The following is a 17,983-nucleotide window of genomic DNA, read 5'->3' on the forward strand; positions in this document are numbered from 1 at the left end:
GCGTGCACCGCGAGCCGGCATGCGAACCCACTGGCATGGAGCCGTTCACGCGGCGAAATACCAGGCAGGCGCATGTTTCGGTGGCGGCAGACCATGTGCGTCGGGTCGGAAATCCGGCGGACATAGAAATCCAGGTCAAGGAGACAAGCAGTGATTCAGCAGGAATCCCGCGTGCGCGTCGCCGACAACACCGGTGCCAAGGAAGTCCTTTGCATCCGTGTCCTCGGTGGTTCGGCGCGTCGTTATGCAGGCGTTGGCGACGTCATTGTCGCCACCGTCAAGGACGCCATCCCCGGCGGAAACGTGAAGAAGGGTGAGGTCGTCAAGGCCGTCATCGTTCGCACCACCAAGGAGCGTCGCCGCCCCGACGGTTCGTACATCAAGTTCGACGAGAACGCCGCAGTGCTTCTCAAGAACGAGAGCGACCCGCGCGGCACCCGCATCTTCGGCCCGGTCGGCCGTGAACTTCGCGACAAGCGCTTCATGAAGATCGTGTCGCTCGCACCGGAGGTGATCTGATTCATGAAGATCCACAAGGGTGACACTGTCATCGTCATCGCAGGCAAGGACAAGGGCGCCAAGGGCAAGGTCATCGAGTCCTACCCGAAGCGCGAGCGCGTTCTCGTCGAAGGCGTCAACCGCATCAAGAAGCACGTCGCAGACTCCGCCAACGAGCGCGGCGCGAGCTCCGGCGGCATCGTGACCCAGGAAGCTCCGATCCACGTCTCGAACGTGATGATCGTCGACTCCGAGGGCAACCCGACCCGCGTCGGCTACCGCGTCGATGACGAGACCGGCAAGAACGTCCGTATCTCGCGCAAGACCGGGAAGGACATCTGAACATGACCGCAACCGAAAAGGTTCAGCCGCGGCTGAAGCAGCGTTACCGCGAGGAAATCAGGGAAACGCTCAACAACGAGTTCAACTACGCCAACGTGATGCAGATCCCGGGCGTCGTCAAGGTCGTCGTGAACATGGGTGTCGGTGACGCCGCCCGTGACGCGAAGCTGATCAACGGCGCCGTCGCCGATCTCGCTCTGATCACCGGCCAGCAGCCGGAGATCCGTCGCGCTCGCAAGTCGATCGCCCAGTTCAAGCTTCGTGAGGGCATGCCGATCGGCGCCCGCACCACGCTGCGCGGCGACCGCATGTGGGAGTTCCTCGATCGCCTCGTGTCGATCGCCCTCCCGCGTATCCGCGACTTCCGCGGCCTGAGCGACCGTCAGTTCGACGGCAACGGCAACTACACGTTCGGCCTGACCGAGCAGTCGATGTTCCACGAGATCAACATCGACAACATCGACCGGCCGCGCGGCATGGACATCACCGTCGTCACCTCGGCCACCACGGACGACGAAGGCCGTGCGCTGCTCCGCGCGCTGGGCTTCCCGTTCAAGGACAACAACGCTAAGGACAACTGACATGGCAAAGAAGGCGCTGGTCAACAAGGCCAACAAGAAGCCGAAGTTCGCCGTGCGTGCCTACACGCGCTGCAACAAGTGCGGTCGCCCGCACTCGGTCTACCGCAAGTTCGGTCTGTGCCGCGTGTGCCTGCGCGACATGGCTCACGCCGGCGAACTGCCGGGCGTGCAGAAGTCGAGCTGGTGACACTGCACCGGTGACAACCCCTCGGATCCTCTCTCTGCGCTGATCCGAGAACACCGCAATAACGCTGTCGGCCCCGTCTCCCTTGTCAGGAGGCGGGGCCGACGGCGTTTTCGTGCAACGCGGATGCGGCGTCCAGGGCCTAAGCGCGACAATTTGATTGCGCACAATCGAGTTATGTGCAACTATGAATGGGTGGATGCAGATCGGAAGCTGGAATCGCAGTTGTGCTTCGCCCTCTACTCGGCGTCGAAGGTGGCTTCGGGTGCTTACCGCGGAGAACTCGCGGCACTCGGACTCACCTACACCCAGTACGTGACGCTGCTCGCCCTGTGGGACGAGGATGCGGTCACTGTCCGTGATCTCGGCGACCGACTCCACCTCGACAGCGGCACGCTGTCGCCGCTGATCCGGCGTCTCGAAAAGAGCGGGTACGTCGAGCGACGCCGTGATCAGTCCGACGAACGCCTGGTCACCGTGCACGTGACCGAGGCGGGACACGCACTGCAGCCCGTGGTCGACGCCGCTCGCGAGCGGGTCTACGAGGGATTCAAGCTCTCCGTCGACGATGCAGTTTTGCTCCGCGACCTCGCGGTCCGCTTCTGTGAGGCCCACAGTGCACCCAACCCCTCCCAATCGAGTTAGGAACTAACGATGAATGCCGTCTATATCGCTGAAGCCATCGCGACCGGAGCAGGCCGCGACGGGCGCACCCGCACCGCCGACGCCCGCGTCGATCTGCAACTTGCCGTCCCGAAGGAGATGGGCGGCTCGGGCGAGGGTGCCAACCCGGAGCAGTTGTTCGCTGCTGGCTATGCGGCCTGTTTCCATTCGGCGCTGCAGATGGTCGCCCGGTCGCAGAAGGTGGATCTCGGTGACTCGAGCGTCGGAGCCCGGGTCGGCATCGGCCCCAACGGATCCGGTGGATTCGAGCTCACCGTCGCCCTCGAGGTGATCATTCCCGATCTCGACCACGACGCTGCGCAGGCCCTCGCGGACGCCGCGCATCAAGTGTGCCCGTACTCGAACGCGGTGCGAGGCAACGTCGACGTAGCCGTCTCCGTCTCTGACGACTGAACCGCAGACGCCACCGAATACGCTCGGCCACCGCTCACCGCTCGACCACTGACCTCAAGGAGAACTCATGCGCGCACTCGTACACGACGAATTCGGCGATCCCGCTACCGTCCTGTCCGTCCGCGACGTCCCGCTTCCCGAACCCCGCCCGGGCCAGGTGCGTGTCCGCACGCTGCTCGCGCCGATCCACAACCACGACCTCTGGACGGTCAAGGGCGACTACGGCTACAAGCCCAGCCTGCCGGCCGGATCCGGCTCGGAGGCGGTCGGCGTGATCGATGCCCTCGGCGACGGTGTCAGCGGTCTTGAAGTCGGGCAGCGCGTGGCCACCGGGTCCGCCTTCGGAACCTGGGCGGAGTACTTCGTCGCGAGTGCGAGCGGCCTGCTTCCGGTGTCCGACCTCGTTTCCGACGAAGCGGCCGCACAGCTGTTCGCGATGCCCTTCAGTGCGGTGACGCTGCTCGACTACCTCGACGTCGAGCCGGGCCAATGGGTTATCCAGAACACCGCGAACGGGATGGTCGGACGGCTGGTGGCACAGCTCGCGAAGGCTCGTGGAGTCAATGTCGTCGGCATCGTCCGTCGATCGGCGGCCGTCGACGAACTCGCCGCGGCCGGCGTCATCGATGTCGTGTCCACCGATACGGACGGCTGGCGAGAGAAGGCAGCGGCGTTCGCCGGCGAGGCGGGCTTCGCCGCGGCGATCGATTCGATCGGCGGTCCTGCGAGCACCGACCTCGCCGAATTGCTCGGCTTGCGCGGCACACTCGTCTCGTTCGGTGCGATGAGCGCACCCGGCGCGGGCCAGAAGGCGCTCCTGGAGATCCCGGTCAACGCGGCGATCTTCAAGGAACTCACGGTGAAGGGCTTCTGGGGCCGCACGGTCAGTCAAGAGATGTCGCTGACCAAGCGCGCGGCGCTGATGCGAGAGGTCATCGACTCCGTCACCACCGGACGCATCACGCTGCCGGTCGACGGCGTGTTCCCGCTCGCCGAGATCGCCTCTGCGGTCGACGCCAGCGGGACTCCGGGACGGTCGGGCAAGGTCCTGCTTCGGCCGTGATCGCATCCGCCGCAACGGTGACGGTTCACCGTCTGCGGCGTGCGAGGTAGTCGCCGATCGACGCGACCGCCCGCGTCAGGACTTGTTCGTCGGGGAGACAGACGATCCGGAAATGGTCGGGCTCGGGCCAGTTGAAGCCCGTTCCGTGTGTCACCAGGATGTGCTCGGTGTGCAGCAGGTCGAGCACGAAAGCCTCGTCGTCGGCCACACCGAACATCTCACGATCGATCCGAGGGAAGCAGTACAGTGCACCGCGCGGCGGGACGCAGGTGACGCCGGGGATCGCGTTGAGCGCATCGGCGGTCAGTGCGAGTCGACGCTCCAGGCTCCCGTCGGGATCGACGATGTCGGCGGGCAGCGGAGAACCGGGTGCGCCCGCGCCGAGTGCGACGGGAATCGCGTACTGGCCGGACACATTCGGGCAGACACGCATGTTGGACAGGAGGGTGACGCCTTCGAGCAGATCGGCCGCGCGATGCAGCGGTCCGGTCGCGACCACCCATCCCGCCCGGTAGCCGCACACCCGGTAGGCCTTCGACAAGCCGCCGAACGTCAGACACAGGACGTCGTCGCCCGCCGTGCGGGCGGCATGGTGGTGGCGGGCGTCGCCGAACACGAGCTCTTCGTAGATCTCGTCGCTGAGCAGGATCAGGTCGTGGCGGCGCGCGATGTCGGCGATCCCGCGGACCGTCTCCTCGCTGTAGACGGCGCCCGTCGGGTTGTTCGGGTTGATCATCACGAGAGCGCGAGTTCGCGGGGTCACCTTCGACTCGATGTCCTCGATGGACGGATTCCATCCGTTGGCCTCGTCGGCCAGATAATGCACCGGTACCCCGCCGGTGAGGTTCACCGCGCCGGTCCACGTCGGATAGTCGGGGGCGGGCACGAGGATCTCGTCGCCCGGGTTCACCAGCGCCTGGAGTGTGAGCGTGATGAGCTCGCTGACCCCGTTGCCGAGGAACACGTCGTCGGCAGACACGTCGTCGATGCCGCAGCGCCGATAGTGCTCGGCGACCGCCTCTCTCGCCTCGGGGATTCCGCGGGAGTCCGAGTACGCCTGCGCGGGAGCGAGGCCGGCGGCGACGGCGTCGACGATCTCGGGGCGGGCCTCGAGTCCGAACGGGTGCATGTTGCCCAAGTTGAGGCGCAGCACGTCGTGGCCCTCGGCCTCGAGGCGCATGGCCTCGGTGAGGATGGGGCCGCGGACGTCGTAGCGGACATTACGGAGGCGGTCGGACTGTCGGAACGATGTCATACGGCTATTCCACCCGCGAAGTGGCCATCATGGTAGATCCACTTCTGTCATTATCGCAGGACCACTATTCTGGGTTCCATGCCACGCAACCCCGGTCCCGGTTCTCTAGTCCTCGGCGATGTGGCGGGTGCCGCCGACCTGGTGAACGCAATCGTCGACCGGATCGCCGACGGCGCGCTCACGGACGGCGACGCCGTGCCGTCCACTCGCGTGCTGGCTCGGCAGACCGGACTCTCCCGAGGAACCGTGGTGCGGGCGTTCGACGAACTCGCCGCCGCGGGCTTCATCTCCTCGACGCACGGGTCGGGCACGCGTGTCAGCGGCGGGGCGACACAGGCGGCACGGGCCGGGGCGAGGACACGCGGGCGCGACGAGGCAGTTCCGGGGCCCACCGTCGAACCGAGACGCGGTCGGTCGCACCGCGACCTGCGGCCCGGAATCCCCGACGCCACGCTGGTCGACGCGCGGGCCTGGCGCAGCGCGGTCCGAACTGCTGCGGTCGGAGGACTGGCCGGATTGAATCCGTGGGAGGAACCGAGCCCGACACTCCGCGCGGCTCTGGCCGGGCATCTTCGGCGTCACCGAGGCATCGCCGATGCAGACCCGATGCTGTTCGACAGCTCGCGATCGGCCGTCGCGGCTCTGTGTGCGGCGTTCGCGGCGGACGGGCAGGCCCCGTTTCACATCGAGGACCCCGGCTATCGCGGAGCAATGCTCATGGCGCGCGAGCAAGGACTGTCCGTGCGAGTGCATCCCGCAGACCCCGACGGCCTCGACGCGGCCCTGCTCGGCGACGAGCCCTCGATCGTCTTCGTGACACCGGCGCACCACTATCCGCTCGGGTATCGGATGAGCGTGGACCGTCGTGTGGCGTTGGTCGAGTGGGCGCGCACGACCGGCTCACTCGTGATCGAGGACGACTACGACGGGGAGTTCCGCTACGGCGTCGCCCCGTTGCCCGCGCTCGCGACACTGCCCGGTGGGGCGGAGAGCGTGGCGTACGTCGGGACGTCGTCCAAATCCGTCGCGCCCGACCTCCGGGTCGCGTGGTGTCTGCCACCTGCGACGTTGCGCCGCGGTGTGCAGCGATGGCTGGCCGTGCACCGTCGCGGCCCGTCGTCGGTGCCCGCCGATGTGCTCGCGGAGTTCATCGGATCGGGAGCGATGGATCGCCATCTCGCGAGGGCGGCCCGCGTGTACAGTGACCGACGCTCACGGCTGGTGTCCGCGCTCTGCCGAGAGTGTCCCGACTTGGCGGTGACCGGTGTCGAAGCGGGGCTGCACCTGTGCGTGTTGCTGCCAGGGCGGGACGACGACGAGATCGTCCGCGCTCTGGAGGCAGCGGGGTGGCGGACCCGATCGTTGAGCAGTCAGGCGCACCGGTATGCGGTCTCAGGTCTCGTACTGAACTATGCGCGTCTGCGCGGACCGGACGCCGCAGAATTCGCGTCTGCTCTGCGCGAGGTACTCGCGCGAGCCGGGTAGCCCGATCGCCTCAGCGGCCGAGGAATCCTCCGAGCATGCCGCCGACACCTGCATCGTTTCCTCCGCCGGTTCCGCCGATGAACCCGCCGGGCGGCTGCTCGGACGGTTGGACGACGACGAAACCCTGTCCGCCGAAGGCCAGGGTAAACCGTTCCCCGGTGCTGCGACCCAACAGTGTGTTGAGACCGAAACTGTCATTGGTCTTCACCGTGGTCCGCAGGCTCGACGACCAGGCGACGGCGGCTTGCGGATCGGCGAAAGTGTCGCCGGCGACGTTCAGTACGACGGGCGAACCGTTCGTCGTGATCGCGATGCGTCCACGGCCGGTGAACACGCAGTTGAACATGCCCGCATTGCTCATCGCGCCTGCGCCGTGCATGCGTTCGACGTTGTACTGCAGCGTCGGTTCGAAGGCCAGCACGTTGGCGCCGTTGATGGTGAGCCCGTCCGACCCGTCCAGGTCGATGAGATGGACGTCGGACGCGTTGTCGGCCAGGAACAGATCGCCTCGACCGGACACCTTCATCAGCGGCACCCCCTCACCGGTCATCGCTTGACGCACCATCCGGCCCATGCCGCCCGCGCCGAGTGCTTCGAAACGGAGGTCGCCCTGGTAGGCGACCATCGAACCCTGGCGGGCCATGACCTCGCCACTGAGCCCGACCCGGCACATCTTGCTGCCCTGCTTGCCGATGCCCTGCGACTGCACTTCGGCGTGTGCGGGGGCGAACAGTTCGCTCTGCATGGACCCTCCTGGGGTGCGGCCCGCGACGCTGGCGGTCGCGGCGGGGTTGGGCACCGGCGTCGGTGACGGCGGCTGCTGGATCGAAGTCGGCGTGGGCGGCCACTGCTGTGGGTCGGCCATCGGTGGCCCGCTCGGCTGCGCGGGCTCGTCGTCGACGGAGATGCCGAACGCGGACGCGAGGCCGGCGAGCCCGGTGTCGTAGCCCTGTCCGACGGCACGGACCTTCCACGCGTCGCCGCGGCGATACACCTCGAGGCAGACGACGGCGGTCTCGCTCGTCAGGCCGGGAACAGTGAAGTCGGCGGTCGCGGTCCCGGCTGCGTCGAAGACCGTCGCCTGCAGGACGCCCGCGGTCGCGAACGATGCGGGGCCGGTGCCGTCGAGGCTCGCGGTGATCGCGATGGTCACCACATCCTGGTCGACGGAGCCGGTGTCGATGGCGATCGTGTCGACCGCACCCTCGTCGCGGTACTGCACCCCGCGCGCCGACGGCTGGTTGTAGAAGACGAAGTCGGCGTCGGACCGGACGCGTCCGCTGTCGGTCAACAGGATCGCCGATGTGTTCGCCTGCGACGCGCAGCGGACCTGCACACCGATCGTCGACGACGGCAGTGGCTGGTTCTCGCCGGGCGACAGCTGCTTCACGGATCACAGTGTACTGAGATCCAGGCTCGAAGGCCCCCGGCTCGAAGCGGATGTACGAACGATGTTCCCTGTCTCGGATGCGGCCGCGCTACCGGCGGTGGCTACGCTCAATCCGAAGAGTCGGAGCGAACCGATGCGAGCGGAGGCGGATGTGAGTGTTGCGCAGTCGGTCGTGCTGGCGGCCGACATCGACGATGCGGCGTCACTCGTCCACGAGATCGGCGAGATGATCGGCACCATCGCGTTCGCCGCGTCCGGAGCACTGTTGGCCGTCCGCCGGAACCTCGACATCGTCGGCATCGTGTTCCTGGCTGTCAGCACCGCGCTCGGCGGTGGCATCATCCGCGACGTTCTGGTCGGCAACACGCCGCCGACCGCATTCACCGATCTTCAGTACCTTGCCGCGGCGGCGGTCACCGGGTTGATCATCTTCTTCTGGCATCCGCCCACGCGGTTGACGCGCTGGCCGCTCGACGTGACCGACGCGATAGGTCTCGGAATGTTCGTCCTCACCGGCACCGCGGTCGGTTACGCGTGGGGAGTGTCGCCGCCTGCCGCCGCGCTCCTCGGGCTCACCACCGGCGTCGGCGGCGGCATCATCCGCGACGTGCTGTCCGGCCAGGTGCCCGCGATCCTGCGCACGGACGAACCCCTGTATGCGATCCCCGCGTTCGTCGGCGCGGTGGTGACGTCCGCCCTGATGTACTTCGACTGGTATCGGCCGTGGATCGGACTGATCTGCGCGGCGCTGGTGATCTTCGCGCGACTCCTCTCCCTCAGGTACGGATGGCGGGGCCCGCGACCGTACTACGTGTCGCGCGGCGAATGAGGGTCAGGCCGAGCGGCCGTACGCGGCGATCGCGGCGACCTCGGGGCTCCTCGGACTCACCTTGATCAGCCGCCACAGGTCGGCGGCAATCAGGAACGGTCGGACGAATCCGCGCGAACTCGACGTCGGTGATCTTGCCGCGTCTGATGAGTCGGTATCAGGGGCGCCCTACACCGCTCAGGCCTTGCAACGGTCTATAGACAAGTGTTCGCGCTACGCGGTGTAGGTTCAGTCCCGTCCTGGGGGCGACACGGCGCAGTTGGCTACTTTCGGCGTTTCCAGAACTGTGAGGGATCGACCCGCGATCAATCGAGCGCGGGTCACCTAGCCGAGTGGACTCGCGTCGCTGGCCGCGGTGTTCGACCGGAAGACCGCCCAGCTGCGGGACTGGGTCGAGGCGAGCGCGGCGGCCGGGCGACGGGTGTACGGCTATGCGGCGGCCTCCCGGGCGGTGTCGTTGTTCTATGCGGCCGGTCTGACGGCCGACGTGCTGCTCGGGGTCGCCGACGTGGCGGATGCGAAACAGGGCAGGCGGATGACGGGCACGGACAGCCCGATCATCTCTCCGGAAGAGCTCATGGCGGCCGCCCCCGACCATGTGCTGCTGACGGTGCCCGACATGCTCGACGAACTGTGTCGCGGATACCCGCCGTGCCGCGCCACCCCGAACCGCCGGCGTGAACTCGAGGGCTTGCGGGGCCTGGCGTCGAGGAGTGTGCGGCGACCTACACCGCTCAGGGCTTGCGTTGGTCTATCGGCGAGTGTGTGCGCTGTCCGGTGTAGGTTTACGCCCGTCCCTCGTGGTGCCGCGCAGCGCGACGGTCAGCATCACGGCCGAGTCTTCGTCTGCTATCAGCCCGTGCCGCACGTTCGGGATGTCGACGAGATCGCCCGCCGTGCCGTGCCATTCGCCGTCGGCGGTGGTGAGTCGGACGGTGCCGCGCAGCACCTGGAGAGTGGCCTCGCCCGGACTCTCGTGATCCGACAGTCCGTTGCCTGCGGCCAATGCGATGACCGTGTGCCGGAGCGTGTGCTCGGCGTGGCCGCGGACGGTGCGCGCCGACCGGCCCGAACTCGCCTCGCGCGCCTCGGACATCAGCTCGTCGACAACGGCGGGCAGCGATACCGAACTCATGACTTCTCCACTCTCGGTTCCTTGACTCTCGATTCCGTCGCAGACTCGGAGGCACTGCGCCCGATGCCGAACACGGTGAACAGGCAGGCGGCCGCGGCGAACGCGACCAGGAGTGCGAGGCCGATCGTGTACGAGTGGCCTGCCTCGTCGTAGGTCGCCCCCATGACCAGCGGCGGGAAGAATCCGCCGAGGCCGCCCGCGGCGCCGACGAGACCGGTGACGGCGCCGACCCGCGCAGCGGGCGACGCGGTCGCGACCCAGGCGAACACCGAACCGGATCCGAGTCCCATCATGATGGCCATGCCGATGAAGTCGACGGCGGCCAGACCCGATCCGGTCGACGGCTTGGTGATCATCCAGACCGCGAGCAGGGCGGCGCCGCCGCAGGAGATCGCGGTGATCAGCCGTGCGCCGAACTTGTCCGACAGCGCGCCGCCGATGGGGCGGGCGATGACCGCGGCGATCGCGAACCCGGCCGTCCTGGTGCCTGCCGACGTCGGATCGGTGATCTCGTAGACGTCGTTCAGATAGGTCGGCAGGTAGGTGGAGAAGGCGACGAAGCCGCCGAACGCCGCGGCGTACAGGAACGACATCTGCCAGGTGATCGGCAGCTTCAACGCGCTGATCAGCTTCGGGAAGCCGGGCTCGGTGCTCGGCACGAACGACGGCGCGTCACGCATCCACGCCCAGCAGATGCCTGCCACCACGACGAGCGCCACCGCGATGATGATGTGCGTCGCGGTGTACCCGAACCAGTTCACGAACCGAGGGGTGAAGAATGCGGACAGGGCGGTGCCGCCCATACCCGCACCGAACACGCCCGTCGCGAGACCTCGCCGAGACGGCTCGAACCAGTTGTTGACGAACGGGATACCCGCCGCGAACGTCGTGCCGCCGATGCCGAGGAAGAAGCCGATCACGATCATCATCGGATACGAGCCGAGGTTGCTGGCGACGGCGATGAGGACGACGAATGGTGCGGTCAGCACCAGCAGCGCGGGGAACATGACCCGCCCGCCGTACTTCGGGGTGAGGACGCCGACCACGATCCGCCCGAGGGAACCGACGAGGATGGGGACGGCGACGAGGACCGATTTCTGGCTCGCCGACAGGTCTAACGTCTCGGTGTAGTACTTGCTGAGCGGTCCGACGAGGTTCCACGCCCAGAAGCTGATCGCGAACGCGGCCGTCGCCAGAGCGAGGTTACGGGTCTGCCCGGTGACCGAGGCAGGGGCGGAAACGCCGGGTGCGGTCATCAGTCTCGATCCTTCACTCCGATGGGCGACCAGCCGCGGCGCGGCGGCGCGTTGCCCGGAGCGGGCCGGTCGTCGCGACTGCGGTAGACGATGTAGGGGCGGAACAGGTAGTGCAGCGGTGCGGTGAAGATGTGCACCAGTCGGGTGAACGGCACCAGGATGAACATGCACATGCCGATGACGACGTGAATGTGGAATCGCAGGGGCGCGGCCTCCATCGCGGAGATGTCCGGCTGCAGGGCGAAGATCGACCGGAACCACGGGGAGACGGTCTCGCGGTAGTTCACCCCGTGCCCGTGCGGGTCGATCATTCCGACCAGCGTGATGTAGCTGCCCGCGAGGAGGGCGGCCAGCAGGACCGCGTACATGAGTTTGTCGTTGCGGGTGGTCGCCATGAACACCGGGCCGACGGTCCGACGCCGGTAGACCAGAAGGGAGACGCCGACGAGGGTGGCGACTGCGGCGATGATTCCGCCGACGGCGGCCACCCAGTGATAGAAGGTCTCGCTGATGCCGATGGCAGCCGTCCACGATTCGGGGATCACCAGTCCGATCACATGCCCGGCGATCACCATCAGGATCCCGTAGTGGAACAGCGGCGATCCGAATCGCAGGAGACGAGATTCGTAGAGCTCCGACGAACGGGTCGTCCACCCGAACTTGTCGTAGCGGTACCGCCAGATGGTTCCGCCGATCACTGCGATCAACGCCAGGTAGGGGAGGACACCCCACAGGAAGATGCTCATCGTAGGGCTCCCGCCTCGGCTCCGGTGTGCAGGGGAAGTAGTCGTGGGTCGAACGGTTCGAGTCCGACGGACTCCACTTCGGGTCGGTGCCCGCGCATCGCGATCGCCGACGCACGGTCCGGCGGCGACTCGCCCGGCAGCGTCGCGCAGACCGCGGCGAGCACATGCGCGTACGGGGACGCCTTGTCGAGCAGTGAGAAGCGGATCAACTCGAGGGCGCCGCGGTGCTCGGCAAGGAGCGTGCCGCCGCGCTCCGGGTCGACGCGCGCCGCGAACTCCAGGATCACCGGAAGATAGTCGGGCAGCTCGCCGCGCAGGTCGACGGCGAAGCCGGAGTCTCGATACACGCGTTTGATGGCGGCGAGGGTCTCGCCGCGGCGTCGGGTGTCGCCGTCGGTCCAATAGGTCAGGAACAACGTCTGCCTGCCGGACAGGTCGAACACGTCGACATAGTCGTGCGCCAGGCGTGCCGGGTCGGTCTCCGACAGGTGGTCGAGGAACGTCGTGAGCAGGGTGCTCGCCTCGGTCTGCGGCGCCTCGGCCAGGCCTGCGCGCAACATGCCGATCTTGCTGAGGAGATCGTCGTCCGGGTAGGCGAGGCACCAGGATGCGACGAGACGCACGACGCGGTGGTCGGCGGCGATCGATCGTTCGGACCGTAGACGCAGCCTCATTGCGACGCCTTCCTCTCCGGGTAGAGCCCGTCGGGGACACCGTTGCCGTCCCAGTTCAACAGGTTGGTGCGTCCGCGCAGTGCCGCGTCTCCCGCTGCACCCTCGCTGGTCTGACGTTCCTGCAAGGCGTGGAACGTCTCGACCGACACCGGGGTCGGCCGGCCGCTGGCCTCGCCGAACGCGCCGGAGCCGTACATTCCGGGACCGCCGTCGTAGTCGAGCGAACACGCGAGCTCCTCGAGTTCACTGGCGCGCTCGTGTTGTTCGGTGTGCGCGGTCGGGATGACGTATCGGTCGTGATATTTGGCGATCGCCAGGAGACGGTACATCTCGTACATCGTCTCCTCGGACATGCCGACCGACGCCGGGATCGACGCGTCCGGTTCGCGGCCCAGGTTGATGTCGCGCATGTACGAGCGCATCGCCGCCAACGTCCGCAGCACGTGCGCGACCTTGTCGGTGTCGCCTGCCGTGAACAGTTCGGCGAGGTATTCGAGCGGGATCCGCAGCGCGTCGATCGCACCGAACAGCGTGCCTGCCGCCTCGCCGTCGTGCCCCTGCTCGGTGAGGAGGTCGACGATCGGCGAGAGTGGCGGCACGTACCAGACCATCGGCATCGTCCGATACTCCGGGTGCAGCGGCAGCGCGATCCGATACTTCTTGGCCAGCGCGTACACCGGTGAGCGTCGAGCCGCGTCGAGCCATTCGTCGGTGATGCCCGCGGCGCGCGCCTGGCGAATCACCTCCGGGTCCTGCGGATCGAGCATCAGATCGAGTTGTGCCTCGTACAGGTCGGTGTCGTTCTCGACGGACGCGGCCTCGGTGACGCGGTCGGCGTCGTAGAGGACCAGACCGATGTAGCGCAGACGTCCCACGCAGGTCTCCGCGCAGACCGTCGGCTGCCCGACCTCGATGCGCGGATAGCAGAACGTGCACTTCTCGGCTTTGCCGGACCGGTGGTTGAAGTAGATCTTCTTGTACGGGCAGCCGGTGACGCACTGCCGCCAGCCGCGGCATCGGTCCTGGTCGACGAGGACGATCCCGTCCTCGGACCGCTTGTAGATGGCGCCAGACGGACAGGAGGCCATGCACGACGGGTTGAGGCAGTGCTCGCAGATCCGCGGGAGGTAGAACATGAACGTCTGCTCGTAGGAGAACTTGATCTGCGCCTCCGACTCGGCGCGCAGCTTCGCGATGATCGGGTCGAGTTCGGCGGCCTCCGGTCCGCCTCCGAGGTTGTCGTCCCAGTTCGCCGACCACGTGACCTTCGTGTCCTTGCCGGTGATCAGCGACTTCGGTCGGGCGACGGGGAAGTCGTCGCCCAGCGGAGCATTGATGAGTTTCTCGTAGTCGTAGGTCCACGGCTCGTAGTAGTCGTGCAACGTCGGCTGGACGGGACTGTGGAAGATGGTGAGCAGCTTCTGCAGCCGTCCGCCCGCGCGCAATCGCAGCCGGCCTCGCCCATCGAGCTTCCACCCGCCGCGCCACCGTTCCTGGTCCTCGTACTGCCGCGGATACCCCTGCCCGGGGCGGGTCTCCACATTGTTGAACCAGACGTATTCGGTGCCCGCCCGGTTGGTCCACGCCTGCTTGCACGTGACCGAACAGGTGTGGCAGCCGATGCACTTGTCGAGATTCATCACCATCGCGACCTGCGCCATGACTCGCATCAGTACGTGACCTCCTGGCTGCGTTTACGGATTGTCGAGACCATGTCCCGCTGATTTCCCGTCGGACCGAGATAGTTGAACGCGTACGACAGTTGCGCGTACCCGCCGATCAGGTGCGACGGCTTGACCAGCAGTCGCGTCGCCGAGTTGTGAATGCCGCCGCGTCGGCCCGTGGCCTCCGACTTGGGGACGTCGATGGTGCGTTCCTGCGCGTGGTGCACGTAGCAGACGCCTTCGGGCATCCGGTGGCTGACGACGGCGCGCGCGACGAACACGCCGTTGGCGTTGACGCATTCGATCCAGTCGTTGTCCTTCACGTCGATCGACTCCGCGTCCTCCGCCGACATCCAGCACGTCGGGCCGCCGCGGGAGAGCGACAGCATCAACAGGTTGTCCTGGTATTCGGAGTGGATCGACCACTTGTTGTGCGGGGTCAGGTAGCGGACGGTGATCTCCTTCTCACCGTTGGCTCCGAGCTTCGGTTCGCCGAACAGACGGTGCATGTCGAGGGGCGGCCGGTAGATCGGCAGGGATTCGCCGATGTCGATCATCCAGTCGTGGTCGAGGTAGAAGTGCATGCGTCCGGTGAGCGTGTGGAACGGCTTGTCGCGTTCGATGTTGACGGTGAACGGGGCGTACCGTCGCCCGCCGGTCTCCGACCCCGACCATTCCGGCGAGGTGATCACCGGGACCGGTCCGGCCTGTGTGTCGGGGAACGTGATCCGCTTCTCCTCCGAACCGGAGGCGAGGTCGACGAGCGTCTTACCGACACGTCTCTCCAATTTCTCGAAGCCGTCGACGGCGAGCGCGCCGTTCGTCGTCCCGGAGAACGTCAGGATCGCTTCGGCGAGTTTCTCGTCGGTTTCGATCGCGGGCCTGCCTGCGCCTGCACCGGACTGCATCACACCGTTCTTGGCGGCCAAGCGCGGGATCTGCGAGGCGATGTCGTAGTTGACGTTCTTGACGGTGAAACCGAGTGTGTCCGCCAACGGTCCGACCGTCGCCAACTTGTCGGCGATCGCCGTGTAGTCGCGTTCGACCACCGCGAACGTCGGCATGTTGACGCCCGGCTTTCCGGGGTTGCCTTCCTCGCGCCAGTCGACGACGCGGCCGTGCGGTTGCGCAGTCTCACCGGGGGTGTCGTGCTGGACGGGCGTGCTGACCAGGTCGTGGCGGGTCCCCAGGTGGGTCTTCGCCAGGTGGGAGAGCTTCTCGGCGAGCAGGTGGAACAGTTCGAAGTCGCTCTTGGCCTCCCACGGCGGGTCGATCGCCGGGGTGAAGGCGTGTACGAACGGATGCATGTCGGTGGAACTGAGATCGTGCTTCTCGTACCAGGTGGCCGCGGGCAGCACGATGTCCGAGAGCAGGGTCGTGCTCGTCATGCGGAAGTCCGCCGACAGCATCAGGTCGAGCTTGCCCTCGGGTGCGGTGTCGTGCCAGGCGACGCTCGACGGCCGCGGCGTCTGCGGGTCTTCGGAACCGAGCACGTTGTGGTGGGTGCCGAGGAGATGTCGCAGGAAGTACTCGTTGCCCTTCGCCGACGACCCGAGCAGATTCGACCGCCACAGCACCAGGGTGCGCGGCCAGTTCTCGGGAGCGTCGACGTCGCTGATCGCGGGGGTGAGTCCGCCGTCGCGCAACTTCTCCGCCACATACGACGCTGCGTCCGGCGCGTCGCCCGCGGCGACGGCGGCCTGCGCGTCGTCGGCGACATCGAGCGGGTTCGCGGTGAACTGCGGATAGAACGGCATCCATCCGAGCGCCGCCGACTGGGCGATCGCGTCGGCGGTGTGCTCGTGGTCGAGCGTGCCCTGCGAGAGCGGGGACGCCAGCGCCGACGTCGAGTAGCCGTCGCCCCGCCACTGGTCGGTGTGCATGTACCAGTACGAGGTGCCGGGCTGGGTGCGCGGTGGACGCGACCAGTCGAGGCCGTTGGCGAGGGAGATCCAGCCGGTCATCGGACGGCACTTCTCCTGGCCGACGTAGTGCGCCCAACCGCCGCCGTTCCGGCCCATGCTGCCGGTCAACAACAGCATCGCGAGGATCGCACGGTAGGTCGCGTCGCCGTGGAACCACTGGCAGATGCCCGCGCCCATGATGATCATCGAGCGTCCGCCCGACTCGCGGGCGTTGGTCGCGAACTCGCGGGCCACCCGGATCGCGGTGTCGGCGGGCACCGACGTGATCGCCTCCTGCCAGGCGGGGGTGTATTGCACGGACGCGTCGTCGTAGCCGGTGGGCCAGACGCCGGGTAGTCCGTCTCGTTGCACGCCGTACTGGGCGAGCATCAGGTCGAACACCGTGGTGACGAGGTGTCCGTGGATGCGGCGGGTCGGCACACCGCGGACGATGACGCTTCCGCTGCCGTCGGGGGCGTCGAATGCTGGGAAGCTCACTTCGCGCGGCTCGTGGCCGCCGTCGTAGAGGCTGAGCGCGGGGACGACGTCGCCGAGGTCGAGGTTCCATTTGCCTTCGCCGGATTCGGCGTACCGGAACCCCAGCGACCCGTTCGGGGCGACGGGGGTGTCGGTGATCGAGTCGAGGACGACCGGTTTCCACTGCTCCTCGGCGCCAGGTGCGTCGTCTGGGCCGTCGGTCGGCGCGCCGTCGAGTTCGTCGGCTGTCACGAACTTGCCTGCGACGAGGGTGCCGTCGCGCTCGTCGAGGCGGATCAGGAACGGCAGGTCGGTGTACTTGCGCGAGTAGTCGGCGAAGAACGGGGTCTGCCCGTCGACGTAGAACTCGCGCATGATCACGTGCCCCATCGCCATGGCGAGGGCGGCGTCGGTGCCCGCCTGGGCGGGGAGCCATTCGTCGGCGAACTTCGTGTTGTCGGCGTAGTCGGGGGAGACGGTGACGACCTTGGTGCCCCGGTACCGTGCCTCGGCCATCCAGTGCGCATCGGGAGTGCGGGTCACCGGGACGTTGGAGCCCCACATCATCAGGTACGACGCGTCCCACCAGTCGCCGGACTCGGGCACGTCGGTCTGGTCGCCGAACACTTGCGGGCTCGCGACGGGAAGGTCGGCGTACCAGTCGTAGAACGACGTCATGACGCCGCCGATCAACTGGACGAACCGGGTGCCGACGCAATGGCTCACGATCGACATCGCGGGGATCGGGGAGAAGCCGGAGCAACGGTCGGGCCCGTACGTCTTGATGGTGTGCACGTGGGCCGCGGCGGCGATCTCGATCGCCTCGTCCCAGGTGACCCGGACCAGTCCGCCCTTGCCGCGCGCCTGCTGATAGGAGCGACGCCGCATCGGATCGTTCACGACGTCGGCCCACGCGAGGACCGGGTCGCCGCCGACCTTCTTCTTGGCCTCCCGGAACATCTCGACGAGGACGCCCCGTGCGTACGGGTGCCGCACTCGGGTCGGGGAGTACGTGTACCAGGAGAACGCGGCGCCGCGCGGGCAGCCGCGTGGCTCGTACTCGGGGCGGTCGGGACCGACCGACGGATAGTCGGTCTCCTGCGTCTCCCACGTGATGATGCCGTCTTTGACGTACACCTTCCACGAACACGATCCGGTGCAGTTGACGCCGTGCGTCGACCGGACGATCTTGTCGTGGCTCCACCGATCCCGGTAGAAGACGTCGCCCTTGCGGCCACCGTCGCGGAACACGGCGCGACCGTCGTCGCTCTCATCCCATTTGGTGAAGAAGTTGCCGATATCGAGTAGGGCTTGCGCCGCCGGGCCTTGCACGCTGTGAGACTCCCGCATGGGTCGGACTCTATGCCTGAAATGCCGCCAGAATCGGCGTTCTCGCGACATTCGGGACCTTCGGGCAGCAGCG

General features: G+C 67.2%; 17 protein-coding genes and 1 pseudogene. 10 read left to right on the forward strand and 8 right to left on the reverse strand.

Annotation, left to right across the window (positions count from 1 at the left end; all coding sequences use genetic code 11):
- Window positions 1-150: 150 nt before the first annotated feature.
- The 7 genes from rplN (at window position 151) to L5G28_RS06630 (ending at window position 3,745) form a co-directional block, all read left to right on the forward strand.
- Window positions 151-519, forward strand: a complete 369-nt coding sequence (gene rplN / locus L5G28_RS06600) for a 50S ribosomal protein L14 (protein ID WP_237000831.1) — start codon at window positions 151-153, stop codon at window positions 517-519.
- A gap of 3 nt (window positions 520-522) precedes the next feature.
- Window positions 523-840, forward strand: a complete 318-nt coding sequence (gene rplX, locus L5G28_RS06605) for a 50S ribosomal protein L24 (RefSeq protein ID WP_236996226.1) — start codon at window positions 523-525, stop codon at window positions 838-840.
- 2 nt (window positions 841-842) lie between these two features.
- Complete coding sequence (gene rplE / locus L5G28_RS06610; protein WP_237000832.1) at window positions 843-1,421, forward strand: 50S ribosomal protein L5; 579 nt, start codon at window positions 843-845, stop codon at window positions 1,419-1,421.
- Window position 1,422: 1 nt separating this feature from the next.
- Window positions 1,423-1,608, forward strand: a complete 186-nt coding sequence (locus L5G28_RS06615; protein WP_183370365.1) for a type Z 30S ribosomal protein S14 — start codon at window positions 1,423-1,425, stop codon at window positions 1,606-1,608.
- A 192-nt stretch (window positions 1,609-1,800) separates the two neighbouring features.
- Window positions 1,801-2,250 (forward strand): MarR family winged helix-turn-helix transcriptional regulator, encoded by a 450-nt coding sequence (locus tag L5G28_RS06620; protein WP_236996228.1) that lies wholly within the window; start codon window positions 1,801-1,803, stop codon window positions 2,248-2,250.
- A 9-nt stretch (window positions 2,251-2,259) separates the two neighbouring features.
- Complete coding sequence (locus L5G28_RS06625) at window positions 2,260-2,682, forward strand: organic hydroperoxide resistance protein (RefSeq protein WP_237000833.1); 423 nt, start codon at window positions 2,260-2,262, stop codon at window positions 2,680-2,682.
- A 67-nt stretch (window positions 2,683-2,749) separates the two neighbouring features.
- Window positions 2,750-3,745 carry a zinc-binding dehydrogenase gene (locus L5G28_RS06630; RefSeq protein WP_236996230.1) on the forward strand — a complete coding sequence of 332 codons (996 nt, stop codon included), beginning with the start codon at window positions 2,750-2,752 and terminating at the stop codon, window positions 3,743-3,745.
- A gap of 25 nt (window positions 3,746-3,770) precedes the next feature.
- On the opposite strand, the gene L5G28_RS06635 is transcribed toward L5G28_RS06630, so the two are convergent.
- A complete protein-coding gene (locus L5G28_RS06635) occupies window positions 3,771-5,000 on the reverse strand; it encodes a pyridoxal phosphate-dependent aminotransferase (RefSeq protein WP_237000834.1) in 1,230 nt (409 codons plus the stop codon).
- A 78-nt stretch (window positions 5,001-5,078) separates the two neighbouring features.
- Between L5G28_RS06635 and L5G28_RS06640 the strand changes: the two genes are divergently transcribed.
- Complete coding sequence (locus tag L5G28_RS06640; RefSeq protein WP_237000835.1) at window positions 5,079-6,485, forward strand: aminotransferase-like domain-containing protein; 1,407 nt, start codon at window positions 5,079-5,081, stop codon at window positions 6,483-6,485.
- A gap of 10 nt (window positions 6,486-6,495) precedes the next feature.
- On the opposite strand, the gene L5G28_RS06645 is transcribed toward L5G28_RS06640, so the two are convergent.
- On the reverse strand, window positions 6,496-7,875 hold the full coding sequence (locus tag L5G28_RS06645) for an AIM24 family protein (RefSeq protein WP_237000836.1): 1,380 nt from the start codon (window positions 7,873-7,875) through the stop codon (window positions 6,496-6,498).
- Between the two features lie 151 nt (window positions 7,876-8,026).
- Between L5G28_RS06645 and L5G28_RS06650 the strand changes: the two genes are divergently transcribed.
- Together L5G28_RS06650 and L5G28_RS06655 are read left to right on the forward strand one after the other, a co-directional pair.
- The gene (locus tag L5G28_RS06650; RefSeq protein ID WP_236996234.1) at window positions 8,027-8,704 is read left to right on the forward strand and encodes a trimeric intracellular cation channel family protein; all 678 of its coding nucleotides are present in this window, start codon (window positions 8,027-8,029) and stop codon (window positions 8,702-8,704) included.
- A 355-nt stretch (window positions 8,705-9,059) separates the two neighbouring features.
- Window positions 9,060-9,329 (forward strand): annotated as a pseudogene (locus L5G28_RS06655) (Rossmann-fold NAD(P)-binding domain-containing protein); the annotation flags it as partial.
- Window positions 9,330-9,455: 126 nt separating this feature from the next.
- On the opposite strand, the gene L5G28_RS06660 reads toward L5G28_RS06655, so the two are convergent.
- The 6 genes from L5G28_RS06660 to L5G28_RS06685 are packed head-to-tail and all read right to left on the reverse strand — an operon-like array spanning window position 9,456 to window position 17,910.
- Window positions 9,456-9,839 (reverse strand): cupin domain-containing protein, encoded by a 384-nt coding sequence (locus L5G28_RS06660; protein ID WP_237000837.1) that lies wholly within the window; start codon window positions 9,837-9,839, stop codon window positions 9,456-9,458.
- Window positions 9,836-11,095 (reverse strand): MFS transporter, encoded by a 1,260-nt coding sequence (locus tag L5G28_RS06665; protein WP_237000838.1) that lies wholly within the window; start codon window positions 11,093-11,095, stop codon window positions 9,836-9,838. Before L5G28_RS06665 ends, L5G28_RS06660 begins: the two co-directional genes overlap by 4 nt.
- Complete coding sequence (gene narI, locus L5G28_RS06670) at window positions 11,095-11,841, reverse strand: respiratory nitrate reductase subunit gamma (RefSeq protein ID WP_237000839.1); 747 nt, start codon at window positions 11,839-11,841, stop codon at window positions 11,095-11,097. Before narI ends, L5G28_RS06665 begins: the two co-directional genes overlap by 1 nt.
- Window positions 11,838-12,515, reverse strand: coding sequence for a nitrate reductase molybdenum cofactor assembly chaperone (gene narJ / locus L5G28_RS06675; RefSeq protein WP_237000840.1), 678 nt, complete (start codon window positions 12,513-12,515; stop codon window positions 11,838-11,840). Before narJ ends, narI begins: the two co-directional genes overlap by 4 nt.
- Window positions 12,512-14,185: a nitrate reductase subunit beta gene (gene narH / locus L5G28_RS06680; protein WP_237000841.1), complete on the reverse strand. Its 1,674-nt coding sequence runs from the start codon at window positions 14,183-14,185 to the stop codon at window positions 12,512-12,514. Before narH ends, narJ begins: the two co-directional genes overlap by 4 nt.
- Window positions 14,185-17,910, reverse strand: a complete 3,726-nt coding sequence (locus tag L5G28_RS06685) for a nitrate reductase subunit alpha (RefSeq protein WP_237000842.1) — start codon at window positions 17,908-17,910, stop codon at window positions 14,185-14,187. The genes narH and L5G28_RS06685 overlap by 1 nt, the downstream gene beginning before the upstream one ends.
- Window positions 17,911-17,983: the final 73 nt, after the last annotated feature.

This window comes from Gordonia liuliyuniae, from assembly GCF_021739025.1.
Lineage (GTDB): Bacteria > Actinomycetota > Actinomycetes > Mycobacteriales > Mycobacteriaceae > Gordonia > Gordonia liuliyuniae.

Bases quoted from the DNA above. Each gene is read 5' to 3' on its own strand.
- L5G28_RS06685 (WP_237000842.1), bottom strand. From the start codon at position 17,910: ATGCGGGAGTCTCACAGCGTGCAAGGCCCGGCGGCGCAAGCCCTACTC.
- L5G28_RS06660 (WP_237000837.1), bottom strand. From the start codon at position 9,839: ATGAGTTCGGTATCGCTGCCCGCCGTTGTCGACGAGCTGATGTCCGAG.
- rplE (WP_237000832.1), top strand. From the start codon at position 843: ATGACCGCAACCGAAAAGGTTCAGCCGCGGCTGAAGCAGCGTTACCGC.
- L5G28_RS06615 (WP_183370365.1), top strand. From the start codon at position 1,423: ATGGCAAAGAAGGCGCTGGTCAACAAGGCCAACAAGAAGCCGAAGTTC.
- narH (WP_237000841.1), bottom strand. From the start codon at position 14,185: ATGCGAGTCATGGCGCAGGTCGCGATGGTGATGAATCTCGACAAGTGC.
- narJ (WP_237000840.1), bottom strand. From the start codon at position 12,515: ATGAGGCTGCGTCTACGGTCCGAACGATCGATCGCCGCCGACCACCGC.
- L5G28_RS06630 (WP_236996230.1), top strand. From the start codon at position 2,750: ATGCGCGCACTCGTACACGACGAATTCGGCGATCCCGCTACCGTCCTG.
- L5G28_RS06665 (WP_237000838.1), bottom strand. From the start codon at position 11,095: ATGACCGCACCCGGCGTTTCCGCCCCTGCCTCGGTCACCGGGCAGACC.
- L5G28_RS06635 (WP_237000834.1), bottom strand. From the start codon at position 5,000: ATGACATCGTTCCGACAGTCCGACCGCCTCCGTAATGTCCGCTACGAC.
- rplX (WP_236996226.1), top strand. From the start codon at position 523: ATGAAGATCCACAAGGGTGACACTGTCATCGTCATCGCAGGCAAGGAC.
- L5G28_RS06625 (WP_237000833.1), top strand. From the start codon at position 2,260: ATGAATGCCGTCTATATCGCTGAAGCCATCGCGACCGGAGCAGGCCGC.
- narI (WP_237000839.1), bottom strand. From the start codon at position 11,841: ATGAGCATCTTCCTGTGGGGTGTCCTCCCCTACCTGGCGTTGATCGCA.
- L5G28_RS06640 (WP_237000835.1), top strand. From the start codon at position 5,079: ATGCCACGCAACCCCGGTCCCGGTTCTCTAGTCCTCGGCGATGTGGCG.